Origin of the sequence: Gordonia sp. (in: high G+C Gram-positive bacteria), assembly GCF_049299075.1 — a bacterium.
In the GTDB taxonomy this organism is placed as follows: Bacteria; Actinomycetota; Actinomycetes; order Mycobacteriales; family Mycobacteriaceae; genus Gordonia.
Genome location: NZ_JBAQWU010000517.1, coordinates 1 through 18,028 on the forward strand (window position 1 = coordinate 1; position 18,028 = coordinate 18,028).

Consider the following 18,028-nt stretch of genomic DNA (forward strand, 5'->3'; position numbering starts at 1 on the left):
CGGCAACGTTCTGTTGACGTACGACTACCCAGTCGCCGTCGCAGATCGCCGCGTCGATCATGGACTCGCCGACTACGCGCAATAGGAACAGGGAACCCTCGCCGACCAGCTCTTTGGGGAGCGGGAAGACGTCCTCAACGGCTTCTTCGGCGAGGATCGGGCCACCGGCGGCGATGCGGCCGAGCACCGGAACATAGGCCGGGGCCGGCCGTCCGGGGCTGCTGGATGGCTCGGTGCCCGGGGGTGGGGTGCGGGGATCCTCGCGGACGTTCACTGCGCGCGGACGATGCGGGTCGCGCTTGAGCAGGCCGCGACGCTCCAGGGTGCGCAGTTGGTGGGCCACCGACGAGGTGGAGGTGAGGCCGACGGCTTCACCGATTTCGCGGATGCTGGGCGGATAGCCGCGCTCGCGCACCGAGGATCGGATGTACTCCAGCACCTCGCGCTGGCGTTGCGTCAGCGAGGCCTCCAAAGTCGCGATCGACAGCAGTGGGTCCACGGTGGACGTGTCCTTCGGGCGGTCGTTCATAGCGCAGTTCCTTTCCTCGGGGGCGGCACGACGTCGAGATCGTTCCCGTCCGGTGATCCCCAAGTTAGTCGACTAGGTCACAGAAATCAAACAATTGTTCGACGTGTCGCTGCTTTTGTCGCAGCCGTGGTGTTAACTGTCGAACAAGAGTTCTTCGAACACACGAACGATGGAGTGCCTCCCATGACGACGCTGCTGAATCTGCGGACCACCGATGCCACTAAGAATCGCGATGCGCTGGCTCTGACCTGCGATTATCCGGTTGCGGTTATGGGTTCTCCGCGCGCGGCCGCCCCGGCCACCGCCGTTTGCCGGCCCACCGGCCGCAGTCCGTACGGGCGATCGGTGATCGGCTCGGTGCCGCGGGTCAGCCCCGATCAGCGTCGGCCCGCCCGTGCGCCGCGGTCGAATATGGGCAGTGCACAGATCGATGACTCGAACAACGGGGCGCGGCAGGTCTGGACCGCTTCGGTGCTGACCGGCATCGGGCTCGCCCTGCTGGTGGTTGTGTTCGGGTTCGCTGGCAGCGACTATCAGAGTGCGCTGGCGCAGGAGCCGGTGCAGACGCAGGTGGTCCATGTCCGGTCCGGCGAATCCCTGTCGGCGCTCGCCGCCCGGATCGCGCCGGAGCTGCCGGCCGCGTCGGTGATCGCCACCGTCCGTGACCTGAACGACCTGGCGAGTTCGGGCTTGCGCCCCGGGCAGGCCCTGGTGGTTCCGGCCTATCGCTGAGGTGCGGTATACCGCGGTGTGTACTGGGGGCGGCGAGGTACCGGTGAGCGGGTACGCTGGCCTCATGCGATGCCCGTTCTGTAAGAACGACGACACCCGAGTGGTTGATTCGCGTGCTTCTGACGACGGTCTGGCGATTCGGCGGCGGCGGGCGTGCGCGGAATGCGGCCGTCGTTTTACGACCGTCGAATCCGCAGTGCTGGCCGTGGTGAAGCGCAATGGCGTCACCGAGCCCTTCAGTCGGGACAAGGTGATGGCGGGCGTCCGGCGATCCTGCCAGGGTCGCCAGGTACAGGAAGATGCGCTGGCCAAACTCGCTGAAGCGGTGGAAGACACGGTGCGTGCTTCCGGTTCGGCGGAGATCCCCAGTCACGAGGTCGGGCTGGCCATACTCGGTCCGCTACGCGAGCTCGACGAGGTGGCCTATCTGCGGTTCGCGTCGGTCTACCGGTCGTTCGAGTCAGCCGACGACTTCCAGCGCGAAATCGACGATCTACGCAGGGATCGCAGCCCGGTTGCCTAGCGGGCACCGGTCGTAGTCGCTAACCCCTCACCGGACGGCGTCGAGGACCTTGATCAGCCGTTTCTCCGAGATCGGCCCGGCAGTACCCAATTGCTGCGCGAACAGGCTGACCCGGAGTTCCTCCAGACCCCAGTGCGCGCGATCACCCAACTCATCGTGCCGAGTGACGGGAAGGGCAGCGAGTCGTTGATTCCAGTGCGCGAGCACCCGGTCGATGGCCGCGAGTCCACTGGCATCGCGGGCCGCTGCGCCGGGCAAGGCCCCCAGTCGCACCCGAGCGGCGGCCAGATACCGGGGCAAATGTCGCAGCTGGGTTACGGGGGTCTGGCCGACGAAACCGTCAAAGATCAGGTGAGCGAGTTGTTCGGCCACATCGTCGGCCGCCGCGCTGCCACTGTGCGCGTCGATCGCTCGGCGCAGGTCGGGGAGTTCGCGAAGTGCGCTCACGGCGGAGGTGAAGTATTCAGGGGCCCCGGCCCGGATGGTGGGGGAGAGCCGTTGTTCCAAGGCAGCGAACTGCTCCGGGGTACGCAGGTCGGCCACCTCGGATTCGGCGGCGAGCGCGTCGACGATCGCCCGCCGGGTGCAGTCGGCGAAGAAGGCAGCCGGGTCGGTATAGGGACTCATGCTCAGAGCGAGTCGATCGGCCGGGGGCAGTCCGCTGGCGATCTTCTTACTCAGTGGCGCGATCGCGTGCTCCAGCAGCCGCTGCACTCCGGCGCGGATGCCGACATCGCGGGCGGCCGCGCTGGTGACGTCGACGACGTGGACGCCTTCGCCGGACGGCGCCAAGGTCGGGTAGGTGACGACCGGTTGTCCGGCGACGATACTGCTGCGGGAATCGGGGAGAGTCCCGATGCCGTCGGCGTCCCAACGTGTCAGAGCCGGGTTCTGCGCCGCCGCCGTGCGGCCAGTGAACTGCCCGCGCAGCTCCTCGAGACGGTCCGCGGTCCCGATGATCGCACCGCTAGCGTCGGATGTCGCGAAGTGCATGCGCAGGTGGGTTGGCAGGCTTTCTACGCGGAAGTCGTTGGGTGACAGGCTGATCCGGGTGATGACACCGAGTTCACGCGCCAAGGCGGGCAGTAGCGGTTCGGAGCGGGCGGGGATCTTGCTCAGGGCCAGATCGGCATACTGCTGAGCGGGCGACAGCGATTTGCGGAGTCCCTTGGGCAACGAGCGGATGAGTGCGGTGGCGAGTTCACTGCGCAGTCCGGGTACGAGCCAGTCGAATCCGCCGGCGTGGACATGGTCGAGCAGGGGCTGGGGGATGACGACGGTCACTCCGTCGTCGGCAGCTCCCGGAGCGAAGTGGTACCGCAACTCCAATTGCGTCTGTGCCTGCTGCCAGACGGTGGGGACGTCGGCGGCTGCCGGAACGGCGGCCGGGGTTGAGCCGGCCTCATCGAGATGTAGCAGCCGAGGTTTGCGGCGACTTTCCTTCTTCCACCACGTATCGAAGTGTCGTGTGGAGACGACGTTGGCGGGGACTCGGGCGTCGTAGAAGTCGTACAGGTCGCCGTCGCTGCGGCGGACCACACGGCGCGCCCGATGCTCCAGGTCTTCGGCGTCGTCGAGCAGCTGTCGGTTGTGCGCGTAAAACTCGTGGCGGGTACGCCAACGTCCCTCGACCAGTGCGGCCTGCAGGAAGATGGCGCGGGATTCAACCGGATCGACAGCGGCGTAGTTCACTCGGCGCTGCGCGACCAGCGGAACCCCGTACAGGCTGACCTTCTCGTTGGCCATCACCGCGCCGCGCCGAGACGACCACCCCGGTTCGCTATAGGTGCGGGTGACCAGGTCCGGCGCGATCTGCTCGACCCACTCCGGGTCGATGGATGCGACGGTATGGGCGAAGAGACGGGAAGTCTCCATCAGTTCGGCGGCCATGACGAAGGCCGGTGGCTTCTTCGCGAGCTCGGACGCCGGGAAGAGCGTGAACTTGGTACCGCGGGTACCGAGGTAGTCGCGGGTGTCAGCCACTTTGTTGCCGATGTTGGTGAGTAGTCCGGTCAGCAAACTGCGGTGGATGGCATCCGGATCGACCGTGGTCTCGGGCACCTCCCAGCCGAAGTCACGGACTGCGCGCCGCAGCTGTCGGTGCAGGTCCGTCCATTCCCTGATCCGCAGATAGTGCAGATAGTTCCGTTCGCAGTAGCGGCGAAACTGGTTGCCAGACAGGGCTTCTCGCTGCTCCTGGAGGTGCCCCCACAGCCTGAGCCTGCTCAAAAACTCCGAGCCTGCCACCGCGTATTCGCGGTGCGCGGCCTGCGCAGCCTCCCGCCTATCGGCGGGGAACTCCCGCACATCGGGCAGTGACAGAGCGGCGGTGATCACCAGGATGTGGTCCAGACAGCCGTTGTCATGCCCGGCGATCAGCATGCGAGCCAGACGCGGATCGATCGGTAGCCGGGCCAGTTCTCGACCGACCTTGGTCAGCTGCGCATCGGCCGAGTCGAGGCCGGTGACTGCGCCGAGCTCCGATAGCAATGCCATGCCGCCAGCGATGGCGCGGGCGGCGGGCGGCTGCACGAACGGGAACTCGGCGACGTCGCCGAGACGCAGCGACAGCATCGAGAGGATGACGGCCGCAAGATTGGCGCGCAGGATCTCCGGGTCGGTGTACTCCGGGCGGGCATCGAAGTCGTCCTCGGCGTAGAGCCGGATACAAATGCCAGGGGCGACGCGGCCACAGCGGCCGGCGCGCTGGCGGGCACTGGCCTGCGAGATTTTTTCGATCGGCAGACGCGTCACCTTGGTGCGAGTGGAGTAGCGCGAGATACGCGCGGTGCCGGTGTCGATGACGTAGCGGATGCCGGGCACGGTCAGCGAGGTCTCGGCCACATTCGTGGAGAGCACGATGCGGCGGCCGTCGGACGGGGCGAAGATCTTCTGTTGCTCGGCCACCGACAGTCGGGCGTACAGCGGTACGACCTCCGCTTCGCGTCGATGCTTCAGCGCGTCAGCGGTGTCCCGGATATCGCGTTCGGTGGGCAGGAAGACCAAGATGTCGCCCCGTTCCCGATGCCAGAGTTCAGTGACGGCGGCGTCGATCGCGGCAATCTGGTCGAGGTCGGCGTGATCGTCATCGTCGGAGGTCCGTGGCCGGTAGCGGACGTCGACGGGGTAGGTGCGTCCAGACACCTCCAGGATCGGCACGGTGGGATCGGGAGCGCCGGCGGTGGCGAAATGTCGGGCGAAGCGGTCCGGTTCGATCGTCGCCGAGGTGATGATCACTTTGAGGTCGGGGCGCTGGGGCAACAGCCGTTTGAGGTAGCCAAGCAGGAAGTCGATGTTGAGGCTGCGCTCGTGCGCCTCGTCGATGATGATCGTGTCGTAACGCGCCAGCATGGGGTCAGAGTTGATCTCACGCAGCAGGATGCCGTCGGTCATCACCCGGACTTTGGTCTGTTTGCTGCTCTTGTCGGAGAACCGGACGCTGTAGCCGATCACGTCGCCGATCTCGGTCTTGGTCTCGTCGGCAATGCGCCTGGCCACGGAGGTGGCGGCGATCCGCCGGGGTTGCGTGTGGGCGATTGCTTCGCGGCCCAGCGTGAGGCAAATTTTCGGCAGCTGGGTGGTCTTGCCCGAGCCGGTCTCGCCGGCGATCACGACCACCTGATGAGCCTGGATGGCCGCGGCGATCTCGTCGCGGCAGGCGCTGACCGGAAGCTCCGGCGGGAAGGTGAGGACGGGGAAGGCCATGATTCCTCTAGTTTAGGTCCGCCCTCAGTGCATCGTGCGCGGGCGTCCATGCCATATTGGGAGCATGGGTTCTTTGTGGCATGGATTCGCCGATATGGGCGTGGTTACCGACAATGGTCCGTTCGTCGTCACCCGGGGTGAGGGCGTCCGGATCTACGACGATGCGGGCAACGAGTATTTGGACTCGACCGCCGGTCTCTGGTTCACCAACGTGGGCCACGGGCGCACCGAGATCGCCGACGCCGTCGCCCGGCAGTTGTCGTCGATCGCGCACTATTCGAACTTCGGCGACTACGCCAACGACACGCTGATCGAGCTGGCCGAGCGGGTGGCGGCGATGGCCCCGGTGGCCGGCTCCAAAGTGCTGTTCACCTCGGGCGGCAGCGACGCCGTCGACTCGGCGTTCAAGCTGGCCCGCCGCTACTGGACCGAGCAAGGTCAGCCGAACAAGCGCATCATCGTCTCGCGGACCAAGGCTTATCACGGCATGCACATCGGTGGCACGGCCATCGCGGGCATTCCGCTGAATCGGGAGGGCTACGGACCGGACTTCATCACCGACACCGAACGCATCGAGTGGGATGATGCGAAGGCGCTGCTCGGCCTGATCGAGCGGGTCGGTGCGGAGAACATCGCCGCCTTCATCGTGGAGCCGATCATCGGCGCCGGTGGCGTCTACCTGCCGCCGGAGGGATACCTGCGCGAGGTCCGCGAGATCTGCCGCGACCATGACGTGCTGTTCATTGCCGACGAGGTGGTGACCGGCTACGGTCGCATCGGTCACGGTCACTGGTTCGCGTCGAGCCGCTTCGACCTGGAGCCGGACATCATCACCACGGCCAAGGGACTCACCAGCGGCTATGTGCCGATGGGTGCGATGATCGCCGCACCGCACCTGGCCGAGCCGTTCTTCGCCGGCGGCACCTGGTGGCGACACGGTTACACCTACGGCGGTCACTTCGGCGCCGCAGCGGCCGCGATGGCCAACTTCGACATCATCGAACGGGAGAACTTGCTCGCCGAAGCCACCCGGTTGGAGAGCGATTTGGCCGGGGCCTTCGGTCCGCTGGCCGAGCTCGATGCGGTCGCCGAGATCCGCACCGGCCTGGGCGCGGTGACCGCCGTGCAGTTGGCCGACCCGTCCGATGCGCCCGCCGCGGTGCTGCGCCTGCGCAAGCTGGGTGTCGCCGCCCGCGCCGCAGGCATGGGTGCACTGCAGATTTCGCCGGCCTTCGTGATGACCACCGATGAAGTCAACGAACTGGCCGACCGGTACGCCGCGGCGCTGTCGTAGCCGCCCCGACTCAAGTCCAACAGACATTCGGCCCCGGTCACGCAGAGAGCGTGACCGGGGCCGAATGCATCGCCGCGGTGGGGTTAGACCGTGTGCAGGTTGTTGGACGTGTCGATCTGGGCGTAGGTGGTCTCGGTGACCGTCGCGTCGAGCTTCTTGGACGTGATCGCCAGGCCCTCACCGCTCTGGACGAACATCGTCCGCTCGGTGAGGTCGTAGCCCGACCAGTACCGGGTGTAGTCGCTCCACGAGGTGACGTCGCCCTTGTGCTCCAGCCCCGGCGGAATGATCACCGTGCGGAACGCCGAGTACAAGCGTTCGATCCCCAGGTCGCGATCGAACGGCTTGAGGTAGGCGGCCAAGTTCAGTGCGCGCACCATGCGCGACGGCGCAGTGTAGTCACCGGGTAGGCCGAACATGCCGAAACCGGTGCCGCCTTCGATGGGTGCGAGCTCGTATCCAGTGGGCAGCTTCGTGGGCTTGGACGGATCGATGTTGGTCATGCCGAGGTAGTTGCGGACGTTGATCAGGTGCCAGTCGTAGGGCGGGCTGTTGGTGACAGCACCGGCGTAGTCGTGGATGGTGAACGAGCCGTCCTTGACTGTCTCGAGCACGATGCCGTCGCCGGTGGTGTCGACGAAGCAGTAGTGCAGCGGCATGGAAATCTTCTGGCCGAAGACCGCATAGGGCTCGTCGAGCAGCGCGTAGTCGGTGTACGCGGCGCGGATCTCGGCGACGCTGGCGAACTGGGAGAGGACGAAGCTGACGAACTCCTCGGCGAGCACTGCGGTCTGCTTGCGTGCGGCGATATCGTCGGCGGAGGCGCGCGTGCACTCCATCAGCACCTGGGTGTCGCCAGCCAGGCCCTTCTCGTTGACACCATCGAGCACGACATTGGTGCCCTTGATGCCTACACCCATGAAGGCGTACTTGCTCGTCCATGCGGTCAACGGGCTCGGCATGTCGACGCCGGCCGGGACCGTCGAAATCACGACGACGTTGTCCAGTGCGGCCGGCAGTCCCTCGGGGGTGCCGAACATCGGGATGTTGAGGTCCATCGTCCGGCCCCAAAAAATGTCACCATTGGTGGCGGTGACCTTGATTCCTGTGCACATTCGCTTGTTCGCTTCCTTCTTCCGATGGCTTCGCCCCTGCTGGGACGAGCTCCGCTGAGATGGCCCGGCCATTCAGGCAGCGGGTCTCCCTTTCAATTACACACTGCCACGGGCAGCCGCGCCGCGATCCGGTCGATTCGGGCACGAACAGTCGGTGTCATGGCGCTACCTAGCGCCATGCCCCGCCCGGGATCGCCGGACGGGGCATCGCTGGCTCCGCGGGGGAGCCTCCGGGACGATCTGTGTGGTCAGCTCAGAGTTTCGGCGATGGTGATCGCCTGGGCGACGCCCTGGATGATCGAGGCGGCTTTGAGGGCCTCGAAGACCTGTTCGCGCTCCAGGCCAGCCTCGCGGACAACATTCTCGTGGGCGCCGACGCAGTGCTCGCAGCCGTTGATGGCCGAGACGGCCAGCGACCAGAGTTCGAAGCTCGCCTTGTCCACGCCGGGATTGCCGATGATGTTCATCCGCAGGCCGGGGCGCAGGTCGTCGTACTTGCCGTCGAGGAAGCCCCGACCGCGGTAGAAGACGTTGTTCATGCCCATGATCGAGGCGGCGCCCAGGGCGGCATTGTAGGCCTCGGCCGAGAGGTTGTCGGCGGCCTCGTCGGCAATCTCGCGCAGCACCGTGGCATTGCGGGTCGCCGCCGCGGTGGACAGCAGAGTGCCCCAGAGCAACTCGTCGCCGAGCACGGTGGTGCGGGCGAGTGAGCCGAGGTTGAGCTTGAGGTCCTTCGCATACTCGGGAAGGGCGCCTTTGAGGTTATCGATGCTCATCTAGTGATCTCCGATCCGGCAGAAGTGGCTGGGACGGGTCAGGCCGAGGCGCTCATGAGCTCACCGGCGTCGATCGTCGGATCGCCCTTCTTCCAGTTGCAGGCGCACAGCTCATCGCTCTGCAGCGCGTCGAGGACGCGCAGGACCTCGTCGACATTGCGGCCGACGCTGCCCGCGGTGACCGAGACGAACTGGACTTCGTTGTTCGGGTCGACGATGAAGGTGGCCCGGTCGGCGACGCCGTCGGCGTTCAGGACGCCGGTGGCCTCGACCAGTTCGCGCTTCAGGTCGCTCAGCATCGGGAAGGGCAGGGTCTTGAGCTCGTCGTGCTGGGCACGCCACTGGAAGTGGACGAACTCGTTGTCGACCGAGGCGCCGAGCACCTGGGTGTCGCGGTCGGCGAACTCGTCGTTGAGCTTGCCGAAGGCGGCGATCTCGGTCGGGCAGACGAAGGTGAAGTCCTTCGGCCAGAAGAAGACGACGCGCCACTGGCCCTTGTAGTCGTCGCTGGAGACGGTGGTGAAGTAGTCGTCCGGCGCCTGCGCGTCGACCTTCGACAGGTCGCCGCCGATCACCGCGGTGAGGTTGTAGGCCGGGAACTGGTCGCCGATGGTAAGCAGTGCCATGTCATGACTCCTTTGTCGCGTGGTGGGTAATCACTCGGCCGGGACATCTGGTTGGTGTACCCGGCGGTAATGACCATTCTGCCGGAACCCCGGTGAAAACGAAACGTGATGACACGCACTATATTGATAGGCATGAGCGATCAGAGTTATCAGCCATCGATCGGCGGTCTGCGCGCCTTTGTCGCCGTGGCAAAGAAACTCCACTTCGGTTCTGCCGCAACGGATCTCGGTGTCAGTCAGCCGTCGTTGTCGCAATCGCTCCGGGGTCTCGAATCAGGTCTGGGCGTGCAGTTAGTGGAGCGCACCACGCGCCGAGTCATGCTCACCGCGGAGGGTCGCCGACTCCTGCCGTCGGCGATGGCGGCGTGCGATGCCGTCGACAACTTCCTGTCCGAAGCGGCTGGCGAGAACGATCCGCTGCGCGGACCGCTGCGGCTCGGTCTGATTCCGACGATCGCGCCGTATCTGCTCCCGCGACTGTTGCGTGGTTTGCCCGAACGGCGTCCGGAACTGGATCTGCGCGTGGTGGAGGATCAGACCTCACGGCTGCTGGAACAGCTGCGGGGCGGCACCCTGGACGCAGCGGTGCTGGCACTGCCAGCCAACGCTCCGGGGATCGGGGAGATCGGTATGTACGACGAGGATTTTGTGCTCGCCGTGCCGAGCGGTCATGCGCTGGCCGGACGCAAGCGGTTGGCGCCGTCGATGCTCGCCGATCTGCCCCTCCTGCTCCTTGACGAGGGGCATTGCCTGCGCGACCAAGCGCTTGAGGTGTGCCAGGTGGCCGGGGTGAACCCCGATATCCGCCAGACGCGCGCCGCTTCGCTGACCACCGCGGTGCAGTGTGTGGAAGGGGGCCTGGGGGTTACGTTGATTCCGCGGACCGCGGTGGCGGTGGAGACGGCGGCGGGCGGGCTGGCTACCGCCGAGTTCGCCACGCCGCGCCCAGGCCGCCGGATCGGTGTGGTGTACCGGATGTCGTCGGGGCGGGGTCCGGCCTACGCTGAACTCGCCTCAGCCATCGCCGAACTCGCCGCGCAGTCTGGGGATGTCACGCCGGTGCGGCGGTGAGTTCTTCCCACTCGTCCAGGAGGCTGGAGTCAACGCCGCGGACCAGGTCGCCGAGATTCTCGGTGAGATCCTCGATCTCGTCGGTGACCGCCGACATCGGGAGGCCGCTGCGCAGCGCGCGGTAGCAGTCAGTGAGGTAGCGCAGCACGACGCCCTCGCTGCGTTGCAAGCCGAACTCGCTGATCAGATCGGCGAAGGTCAGGTCGCGTTCCAGCATGTAACGGAGCACTGATTTCGGTGACGGCGGGGTACCGGCGAGCCACGGGTGGCTGCGCTTGTAGGTCTGGTAGGCGAAATCGATCTCTTCGGCCAGCGGCTGCGGCCACGAGATCAGTTCCAGCCGCTCCATCCTCTCTTCGTACTCGATGCCGTCCATCTTCATGTCGGCGATCGCCACATCCCGGGCGGCCTTCCGCTGCGCCATCAGCACCTGCCGCGGGTCGTCGAGGGTCGATTCCAGAATGGAGACGATGTCGTGGGCGAAGGTCGGCGATTCGGTGTCGAGGAGCTCGAATGCGGCCACCGCAAACGATGACAGGGGGTTGGTGAGGGCGAAGTTCTCCGGCAGATCCACCGAGATCTCCACCAGTTTGCCGTCCGGGGCGGGGAAGTCGCGGCGGGTGACGATCCCGGTGTCGATCAGGTCGCGGTACAGCGCGATCGTGTGCTTGATATGCCGGAGCTGCCGCGCGCGCGGTTCGTGATTTTCTTCGAGTAGGTGCCGCAGCGCCGCGAAACAGTCGCCGGGGCGTTCGAGCACCTCCATCAGCATGCCGGTGGTGATCCGAAAATGTGATCGCAGTTGTTCGCTTTGCGCTTCGGTGAGGGTGGTGAACGTTTGCTCACCCCACCCGACGAAACCCTCGGGGGGCTTGCGGCGCACCAGCTTTCGTAGCTTCTTCGGGTCATCGCCGGCCTTGGCCAGCAGGCGCGCATTCTCCACGTCGTGCTCGGGGGCCTGGGCGACGACATAGCCGACCGTGTCGAAACCGGCCCGGCCTGCCCGCCCGGCGATCTGGTGAAACTCGCGGGCTCGAAGCCTGCGGGTCTTGTGGCCGTCGTACTTGGTGAGGCCGGCGAAGAGTACGGTGCGGATCGGGACGTTGATCCCGACGCCCAGGGTGTCGGTGCCGGCCACCACCTTGAGCAGTCCGGCCTGGGCCAGCCGCTCGACCAGCCGCCGGTAGCGCGGCAGCATACCCGCGTGGTGGACGCCGATCCCCGAGCGCAGCAGCTTGGACAGGGTCCCGCCGAAGCCGGTGCGGAATTCGAAGTCGCCGATCGCCTCGGCGATGGCGGCCTTCTCTTCTTTGGTGCAGATTTTGGCTGACATTAGGGCCTGGGCGCGCTCCACCGCTTGCGCCTGGGTGAAGTGCACCACGTAGACCGGCGCCCGCCCGGCGTCGACCAGTTCTTCGATCGTCTGGTGGATGGGCGTTATCGCGTAGCGATACTCCAGCGGCACCGGCCGCTGCACACCCGCGATTTCCACCGTCGGCCGACCGGTACGCGTGGTCAGGTCGTCGACGAAGAACGAGACGTCGCCGAGGGTTGCCGACATCAGCAAGAACTGCGTGTGCGGCAACTCGATCAACGGAACCTGCCACGCCCACCCGCGGTCAGACTCGCCGTAGTAGTGGAACTCGTCGGCGACCAGCACGCCGATGTCGGACTCCGGGCCGTCGCGCAGGGCGATGTTCGCGACGATTTCGGCGGTCGCGCAGACGATCGGCGCGTCGGCGTTGACACTGGCATCGCCGGTCAGCAGACCGACGTTGTCGGCACCGAACTGCTCGCACAAGTCGAAGAACTTCTCGCTGACCAGTGCCTTAATCGGCGCGGTGTAGTACGCGCGCTGGCCGCGGCACCGGGCGAAGTAGATCGCCCCGGAGGCCACCAGTGACTTCCCCGAACCCGTCGGCGTCGCCAGGATGAGGTTCCCCCCGCCAATCAACTCCAGGAGTGATTCCTCCTGGTGCGGGTACAGTGCCAGACCGCGCTGCGCCCACCAGTCGATGAAGTGCTCAAAGGCAGCGTCGTCGTCGGGGAGCGGGGTGAGCGGACTGGGCGGTCTCGGGTCGTCGGTCAGGGCGTGTCCTGCGTGTCGGGTTCGTCACCGAGATCACCGAATTCGCCAGCGTGTTCGGCGAGGAACTTCTCGAACTCGGCGCCGAGTTCATCGCCGGAGGGGAGATCCTGGTCACCCGACAGCAGCTCGCGCTCGGCCTTGGCCTGCAGATACGCATCGTACTGTTGCTCGAGCACCGCAACGACGTTGCCGATCTCCCCGTTGCCGTCGACCTCGGTGTCGATCTGCTCGCGCATCTGCGTGGCGGCGTTTTCCAGGGCGGCCACCGGCAGGTCCAGTCCGCTGACCTGGCTGAGCGCCTGTAGCAGTGCGGCCGAGGCTGCCGGGTAATTGTTCTGCGACAGGTAGTGCGGCACCTGTGCAGCCAGTCCAGCGGTGCGGTATCCGGCTTCGCCGAGCCGCAGTTCCAACAGCATCGAGGCGCTGGACGGCAGCTTCATCTCGTTGCCCCAACGCGGTAGATCGCCCAGCGCCGCGGTATCGGTGCCGTGGGCGATCACCGCCGACGGGCGCGTATGCGGGACCGCCATCGGGATGGAGTTCAGGCCGACCACCTGGCTGACGCCGAAGCGCTCGGTCAGTCCCGTAATGGCTGTAACGAACTGCTCCCAGCGCAAGTCCGGCTCGGAGCCGTCGAGCAGCAGGAATGGATGGCCGTTGTTGTCGATCAGGGCGTGCATCGTTAGTTTCGGCATGTCGATGCTGTCGAACTCTTCGCCGGTGAATGAGATCATCGGGCGCCGCGACCGGTAATCGATGAGCTCGTCCGTATTGAAGGTGGCCACGAGGGCACCGTCGAGGGCCTCGCGCAGATGGGTGGCCGCCAGCGTCACCGCATGGCCAGCGTCGGCGAATCCTTCGAGCGCGTGCACCAGCACGGGTCCGTCGCCGCGGGGGCCGGAGACCGCGGGGGCGGGGAATTCGAGCTCATAGAGCGACGAGTGGTCGTCCTGGGCGTCCAAGTCCGCATCTCCTTTTCTTCGGTAGGTGTCCAGTGTCCCAGGTGTTGGGCACTTGTTTACTATCAACACCCCGTCGCCGCGGGTCATTCCCGGGTCGCCAGGCCGTTGGTGGCACAGTGGTGGGCGTGAAAATTGTTGCTTCTGTTGCTGCTGCGCTGGCCGTGGCGTTGCTCACCGCAAGTTGCTCCCTCGCCGGAACGCCGCGGACCCTTGATTACGCGTCCCGGTTACTTCCTGCCGATGCGTTCCCGACCGGTCCGGCGACCCTCATCCCGGCGGCGCAGCTGCCCGGAATCGTGGCCGATCTGACCCTGCGTCCGCTATCGGGTGAGGTTAATCCGGCGCGGTGCACGCCGCCGGCGGTACAGACGGACACGGCCGTCGCCGCGGCCGGGCCCGGCCCGTCGCCGGGTGCCACCCTGACTCAACTCGTGGTGAGCGCCGAAGACTCGCTCGAGTCCTTCGCCGCGGCCACCGCGCAGTGCCCGAGCTTCCGGGCCGGTGCCACCGGGAACCAGGTGGTGACCACCATGATCACCGAGGAACCGGTCGCCACCGGCCTCAACAACGCGCTGACGCGGATGCGGCTGGTCCGGACCCTCGGCGCGGGCAATACCCAGACGGTGATGGAGCAGTGGTTGGCCCAGCAGGGCGAGGTTCGGCTGATGGTGGTCGTGCGCCAGCTCGGATCGGTCTCCGATGCCGACCGGCAGATCGCGCAGGCGTTCTTTGACCGCGCCGTGGCGCACGTCTACGGCGGCGAATACTAGAGTATTTCGGCGCGCCCCGACACGGCCCGGGTCAGCAGTCTGTGGACGCACCGCGCCGCGCCGCAGATGTCCACAGGCCGCTGGAAGTTGTTTCTGCGGGCATGATTGCGGCGACGACCCTGGGTCTATGACCACCTCATCGCAACTGCCTGAACGATCCGCCCGCTACGCAGATCCGGATCCGCTCCTGGCGGCTGTGCCCGGTCTGCTCGGTTTTACCCCGGAACGATCGGTGGTGCTGGCCCTCTTCGCCGACAGTCGGACGCTGGTGGCCACCCTGCGTCTGGACCTGGCCGTCGACGCCCACGGACGCCCAGAGACGTCGACCCGGCAACAACTGCAGCAGCTCGGGGCGATCGTCGCCGGTTACGACGATGTCGCCGGGCTGGCCGCGATCATCGTCGACGACCGGTTCGTACCCGACGCCGCGGGCACCGCGGTCAACGCGTACCGCCGCACCTTCAGACTCATCGAGCGCAGCTTCGGCGAGGTGGGCGGATTGTCGGCGGGATTCGTCATCGGTGAACTGGTGCACGGCGCCCCATGGTTCACCGCCTGGCATCCGCGGCCGCGGCTCGGACGCGTGCGCCCACCTGCGCCGTTCTTCAGCCCGGTGCCCGCTGCCGGAGTGCTCAGCGATCCGGCGATCTCGGCAGTCGCCCTGCAACGCGCCGTCTACAGTGGCCGACCGGTGTTGCCCAGGCGTTCGGATCTGGTCGCCGCACTCGTCCCCGGACCACACTGCGATTCGGTGCTCTGCCGGCCGCGTACCGGGCCGGTGCCGCCGGCGCCCCCGGGTACCCGGGACCGGAACGGAGCAACACTGGTCGTCGAGCGTATTCGGCAGATCGCTGATCAGACCGTCGGCATCGTGGAGCTGACCTGCGACGAGACCAATGAGCTGGCAGAGGCGCTCTGCTCAGTGCACACGCGCGACCTGCTCCTGGCGCTGGCCGTGACCGAGCTGCGCGAGGCAGCCGAAGAACTGTGGCGTCGTCTGACGCGCGGTCTGTCCGGTCGCGCCGGGGCGGCCGCGGCCACCCTGTTGGCGCATCTGCATTACATGCGCGGCGAGGGGGCCTTCGCGCTGGTCGCCGTGCAACGGGCACTGGAACTCGACCCCGAATACAACTTGGCCCGGCTCGTCGACTCGGCGCTGGCGCACGGCATGCGGCCCGAGTCGCTGTCGGAGGTCGTGGACTATTCGTTTGATCTGGCAGCGTCCCTGGGCGTCGATCTCCCGCCTCGGGCATACCGGGCGGCGGGCTGACGCCCGATCAGCAGCGCTCGACGAAGACGGCGTGCGCCATTTCCGACGAGAGTGACAGCCCAGCGTGTCCGGGCGTGCTGATCTCCACCGCTCGCGGGCTCACCACCACCGACACGCGCGCATTGGGCACGACGCCAGCCTCGCGGAGTTCGGCGATGAGTTCCGGATCGGCCTGCACGTGCTCGGCCATTCGCCGCACGATCACCACCGACTCGCCCTGGGGAAGCTCCACCAACCGCTCAGCAGTGTCGGCCGGGATGGGGATCTTGACGCCGAGCTCTTCGAGACCCGGGATCGGGTTGCCATACGGCGAGACTGTCGGGTTGTCGAGAACCTCGAGGAGACGCCGTTCGACGTTCTCGCTCATCACGTGCTCCCAGCGGCAGGCTTCCTCGTGCACCTCGTCCCACGGCAGCCCGATGACGTCGACGAGGAGCCGCTCGGCGAGCCGATGCTTGCGCATCACCTGGATCGCCAGGCTCCGGCCAGCCGCCGTCAGCTCCAGGTGGCGGTCGCCGGCGACCTGGACCAGACCGTCGCGTTCCATGCGGGCCACCGTCTGCGAGACGGTGGGGCCACTTTGGTCGAGCCGCTCGGCGATGCGGGCCCGCAGGGGCACGATGCCTTCCTCTTCGAGGTCGTAGATCGTGCGGAGGTACATCTCGGTGGTATCGACGAGTTCGTTCACTAGTGCCTCGGTTCCTTTCGCCGCTGTCCAGATTACCCACATACCGTGATGAAAGAGGCACTAGCGTTCGGGTGTGATGTACGAAAGGCTGGAGTGGTGAAGACAGCAGTCATCTGGAGTGACGAATATCTCGACTATCGGTGGGCCTATACCCACCCGATGAGCCCGTTGCGGCTCACTTTGACGATGGATCTTGCCCGGAGCTTGGGCGTCCTGGACGGCATTGACACCGCCGAACCGTTGCCGGTCGGCGACGACGTGCTGAGCACCGTGCATACCCAGGGATACATCGATGCAGTGCGCGCCGTCGGGTCTGGGATGGCCTCCCTCAGTGGCCCGATGCTCGAGCGACTCTTTGGGTTGGGCAGTGACGACAACCCGGTCTTCGACCGGATGCACGAGGCCGGCGCGATGCTGGTCGGCGGTACCTTGGCCGCCGCGCAAGCTGTGCATTCGGGCGCGGTGCAGCGCGCAGTGAACATCGGCGGCGGCATGCACCACGCGATGTCCGGTCACGCCGCAGGGTTCTGCATCTACAACGATGCTTCCGTCGCTATCGAGTGGCTGCTGGCGCAGGGCTACGACCGGATCGCCTATGTCGACATCGACGCGCATCACGGCGACGGTGTGCAGGTGCAGTTCGAGCACGACCCCCGGGTGATGACCATCTCGCTGCACCAGCATCCGGCCACGCTCTGGCCGGGTACCGGGTGGCCGACGGAAGTCGGAACCGAGGCGGCGGCCGGCAGCATCGTGAACCTCGCACTGATGCCGGGCATCACCGATCAGTTGTGGTTGCGGGCGTTCCATGCGACGGTGCCATCGATGATCGCCGCATTCAAACCGCAGATCCTCCTCACCCAGATCGGCGTCGACAGTCACCGGGCCGATCCGCTGACGGATCTGGCACTGACGATCGACGGTCAAACAATGGCCATGCGTGCGCTGCGTGACCTTGCCGACAAGTACTGCGAGGGTCGTTGGATCGCCGTCGGCGGCGGCGGATACGGCGTGGTCAACGTCGTACCCCGGGCGTGGACCCATCTGCTGGCTACGGTGTTGGACCGCGATCTCGACTTCAGTACGCCGATCGGCGCGGAGTGGATGGCCAGCGCCCTGGAGACGTCCAAGTCCGTGCACCCGGACTACTCGCGACCTCCGGTAGGCATGATGGGTGACAACGGCGCCGTCGACTACGTGCCGTGGGACGGCGACGCCGGAGCAGCGCCGCCCGACGGCGTCAGCAGTGCCGCCCAGCAACAGACCGACCGCGCGATCCTGTCGACTCGTCGCGCGGTGTTCCCCCTACACGGACTTGACCCGGAGGACCCACGTGACTGACCAGCCGACGCCCGGCCCCGATGCTGCCGCCGCCGACTCCGTGGACCCGGGTCCTGCCGAGACGCTCAGTACGGCGATCGACGTAGCGGCGCCGGGGCCGCGGAAGCCGCCACGGCACTGGGCCGCCGATGTGCTCGCCTCCGACGGCGGTGTGGTGCATTTGCGGCCGATCACGCCGGAAGACGCCGATGCCCTAGTGGTGTTCCACGAGGGTCTGTCCGAACGCACCAGGTACTTGCGCTACTTCGGGCCGACGCCGACGCTGCCGCCGCGCGAAGTAGTGCGGATGACGACCGTCGATCACCGCACCCGGGTGGCGCTGCTGGCCTGGCTCGGCGACAAAGTGATCGCGATGGGGCTGTACGAGGGCTTGGCGGCGAGCGACAAGCCGACGTCGGCCGAGGTTGCCTTCGTCGTCGCCGACGAGCATCAAGGACGCGGACTCGGACCAATCCTGTTGGAACACTTGGCCGGTGCCGCCGCCGAGAACGGCTTTACCAAGTTTGAGGCCGAAGTGCTCTCGGAGAACCCGACCAT

General features: G+C 66.5%; 16 protein-coding genes. 8 read left to right on the top strand and 8 right to left on the bottom strand.

The window, feature by feature from the left end; all coding sequences use genetic code 11:
- Positions 1–529 (bottom strand): transcriptional repressor LexA (gene lexA / locus WAW85_RS16360; protein WP_422560644.1); only part of this gene is annotated, 529 nt, incomplete at its 3' end.
- A 183-nt stretch (positions 530–712) separates the two neighbouring features.
- On the opposite strand from lexA, the gene WAW85_RS16365 reads away from it, so the two are divergent.
- A complete protein-coding gene (locus WAW85_RS16365) occupies positions 713–1,261 on the top strand; it encodes a LysM peptidoglycan-binding domain-containing protein (protein ID WP_422560645.1) in 549 nt (182 codons plus the stop codon).
- 64 nt (positions 1,262–1,325) lie between these two features.
- Positions 1,326–1,784, top strand: a complete 459-nt coding sequence (nrdR, locus tag WAW85_RS16370; RefSeq protein WP_422560646.1) for a transcriptional regulator NrdR — start codon at positions 1,326–1,328, stop codon at positions 1,782–1,784.
- Between the two features lie 27 nt (positions 1,785–1,811).
- On the opposite strand, the gene hrpA is transcribed toward nrdR, so the two are convergent.
- A complete protein-coding gene (hrpA, locus tag WAW85_RS16375; RefSeq protein ID WP_422560647.1) occupies positions 1,812–5,489 on the bottom strand; it encodes an ATP-dependent RNA helicase HrpA in 3,678 nt (1,225 codons plus the stop codon).
- 64 nt (positions 5,490–5,553) lie between these two features.
- On the opposite strand from hrpA, the gene WAW85_RS16380 reads away from it, so the two are divergent.
- Complete coding sequence (locus WAW85_RS16380) at positions 5,554–6,783, top strand: aspartate aminotransferase family protein (RefSeq protein ID WP_422560648.1); 1,230 nt, start codon at positions 5,554–5,556, stop codon at positions 6,781–6,783.
- Positions 6,784–6,866: 83 nt separating this feature from the next.
- Here the strand turns inward: WAW85_RS16380 and WAW85_RS16385 are convergent, their stop codons facing one another.
- The 3 genes from WAW85_RS16385 to WAW85_RS16395 form a co-directional block, all read right to left on the bottom strand.
- Positions 6,867–7,898, bottom strand: coding sequence for a linear amide C-N hydrolase (locus WAW85_RS16385; RefSeq protein ID WP_422560649.1), 1,032 nt, complete (start codon positions 7,896–7,898; stop codon positions 6,867–6,869).
- A gap of 248 nt (positions 7,899–8,146) precedes the next feature.
- Entirely contained in the window at positions 8,147–8,674 is a 528-nt protein-coding gene (locus WAW85_RS16390) for an alkyl hydroperoxide reductase (protein WP_422560650.1), read from the bottom strand.
- Positions 8,675–8,712: 38 nt separating this feature from the next.
- Positions 8,713–9,300, bottom strand: a complete 588-nt coding sequence (locus WAW85_RS16395) for a peroxiredoxin (protein WP_422560651.1) — start codon at positions 9,298–9,300, stop codon at positions 8,713–8,715.
- A gap of 132 nt (positions 9,301–9,432) precedes the next feature.
- Between WAW85_RS16395 and WAW85_RS16400 the strand changes: the two genes are divergently transcribed.
- A complete protein-coding gene (locus WAW85_RS16400) occupies positions 9,433–10,371 on the top strand; it encodes a hydrogen peroxide-inducible genes activator (RefSeq protein WP_422560652.1) in 939 nt (312 codons plus the stop codon).
- Here the strand turns inward: WAW85_RS16400 and WAW85_RS16405 are convergent.
- Positions 10,352–12,460: a DEAD/DEAH box helicase gene (locus WAW85_RS16405; protein ID WP_422560659.1), complete on the bottom strand. Its 2,109-nt coding sequence runs from the start codon at positions 12,458–12,460 to the stop codon at positions 10,352–10,354. The two genes, WAW85_RS16400 and WAW85_RS16405, sit on opposite strands and share 20 nt — an antisense overlap.
- Complete coding sequence (locus WAW85_RS16410; protein WP_422560653.1) at positions 12,457–13,422, bottom strand: PAC2 family protein; 966 nt, start codon at positions 13,420–13,422, stop codon at positions 12,457–12,459. Before WAW85_RS16410 ends, WAW85_RS16405 begins: the two co-directional genes overlap by 4 nt.
- Positions 13,423–13,547: 125 nt before the next feature.
- On the opposite strand from WAW85_RS16410, the gene WAW85_RS16415 reads away from it, so the two are divergent.
- Together WAW85_RS16415 and WAW85_RS16420 are read left to right on the top strand one after the other, a co-directional pair.
- Positions 13,548–14,192 carry a hypothetical protein gene (locus WAW85_RS16415; protein ID WP_422560654.1) on the top strand — a complete coding sequence of 215 codons (645 nt, stop codon included), beginning with the start codon at positions 13,548–13,550 and terminating at the stop codon, positions 14,190–14,192.
- Positions 14,193–14,319: 127 nt separating this feature from the next.
- Positions 14,320–15,462 carry a DUF4192 domain-containing protein gene (locus WAW85_RS16420; protein WP_422560655.1) on the top strand — a complete coding sequence of 381 codons (1,143 nt, stop codon included), beginning with the start codon at positions 14,320–14,322 and terminating at the stop codon, positions 15,460–15,462.
- Positions 15,463–15,469: 7 nt separating this feature from the next.
- On the opposite strand, the gene WAW85_RS16425 is transcribed toward WAW85_RS16420, so the two are convergent.
- On the bottom strand, positions 15,470–16,150 hold the full coding sequence (locus WAW85_RS16425; RefSeq protein WP_422560656.1) for a metal-dependent transcriptional regulator: 681 nt from the start codon (positions 16,148–16,150) through the stop codon (positions 15,470–15,472).
- A gap of 96 nt (positions 16,151–16,246) precedes the next feature.
- On the opposite strand from WAW85_RS16425, the gene WAW85_RS16430 reads away from it, so the two are divergent.
- Positions 16,247–17,491, top strand: a complete 1,245-nt coding sequence (locus WAW85_RS16430; protein ID WP_422560657.1) for an acetoin utilization protein AcuC — start codon at positions 16,247–16,249, stop codon at positions 17,489–17,491.
- On the top strand, positions 17,484–18,028 hold a 545-nt coding region (locus WAW85_RS16435; protein WP_422560658.1), incomplete at its 3' end, for a GNAT family N-acetyltransferase. The genes WAW85_RS16430 and WAW85_RS16435, both read left to right, overlap by 8 nt.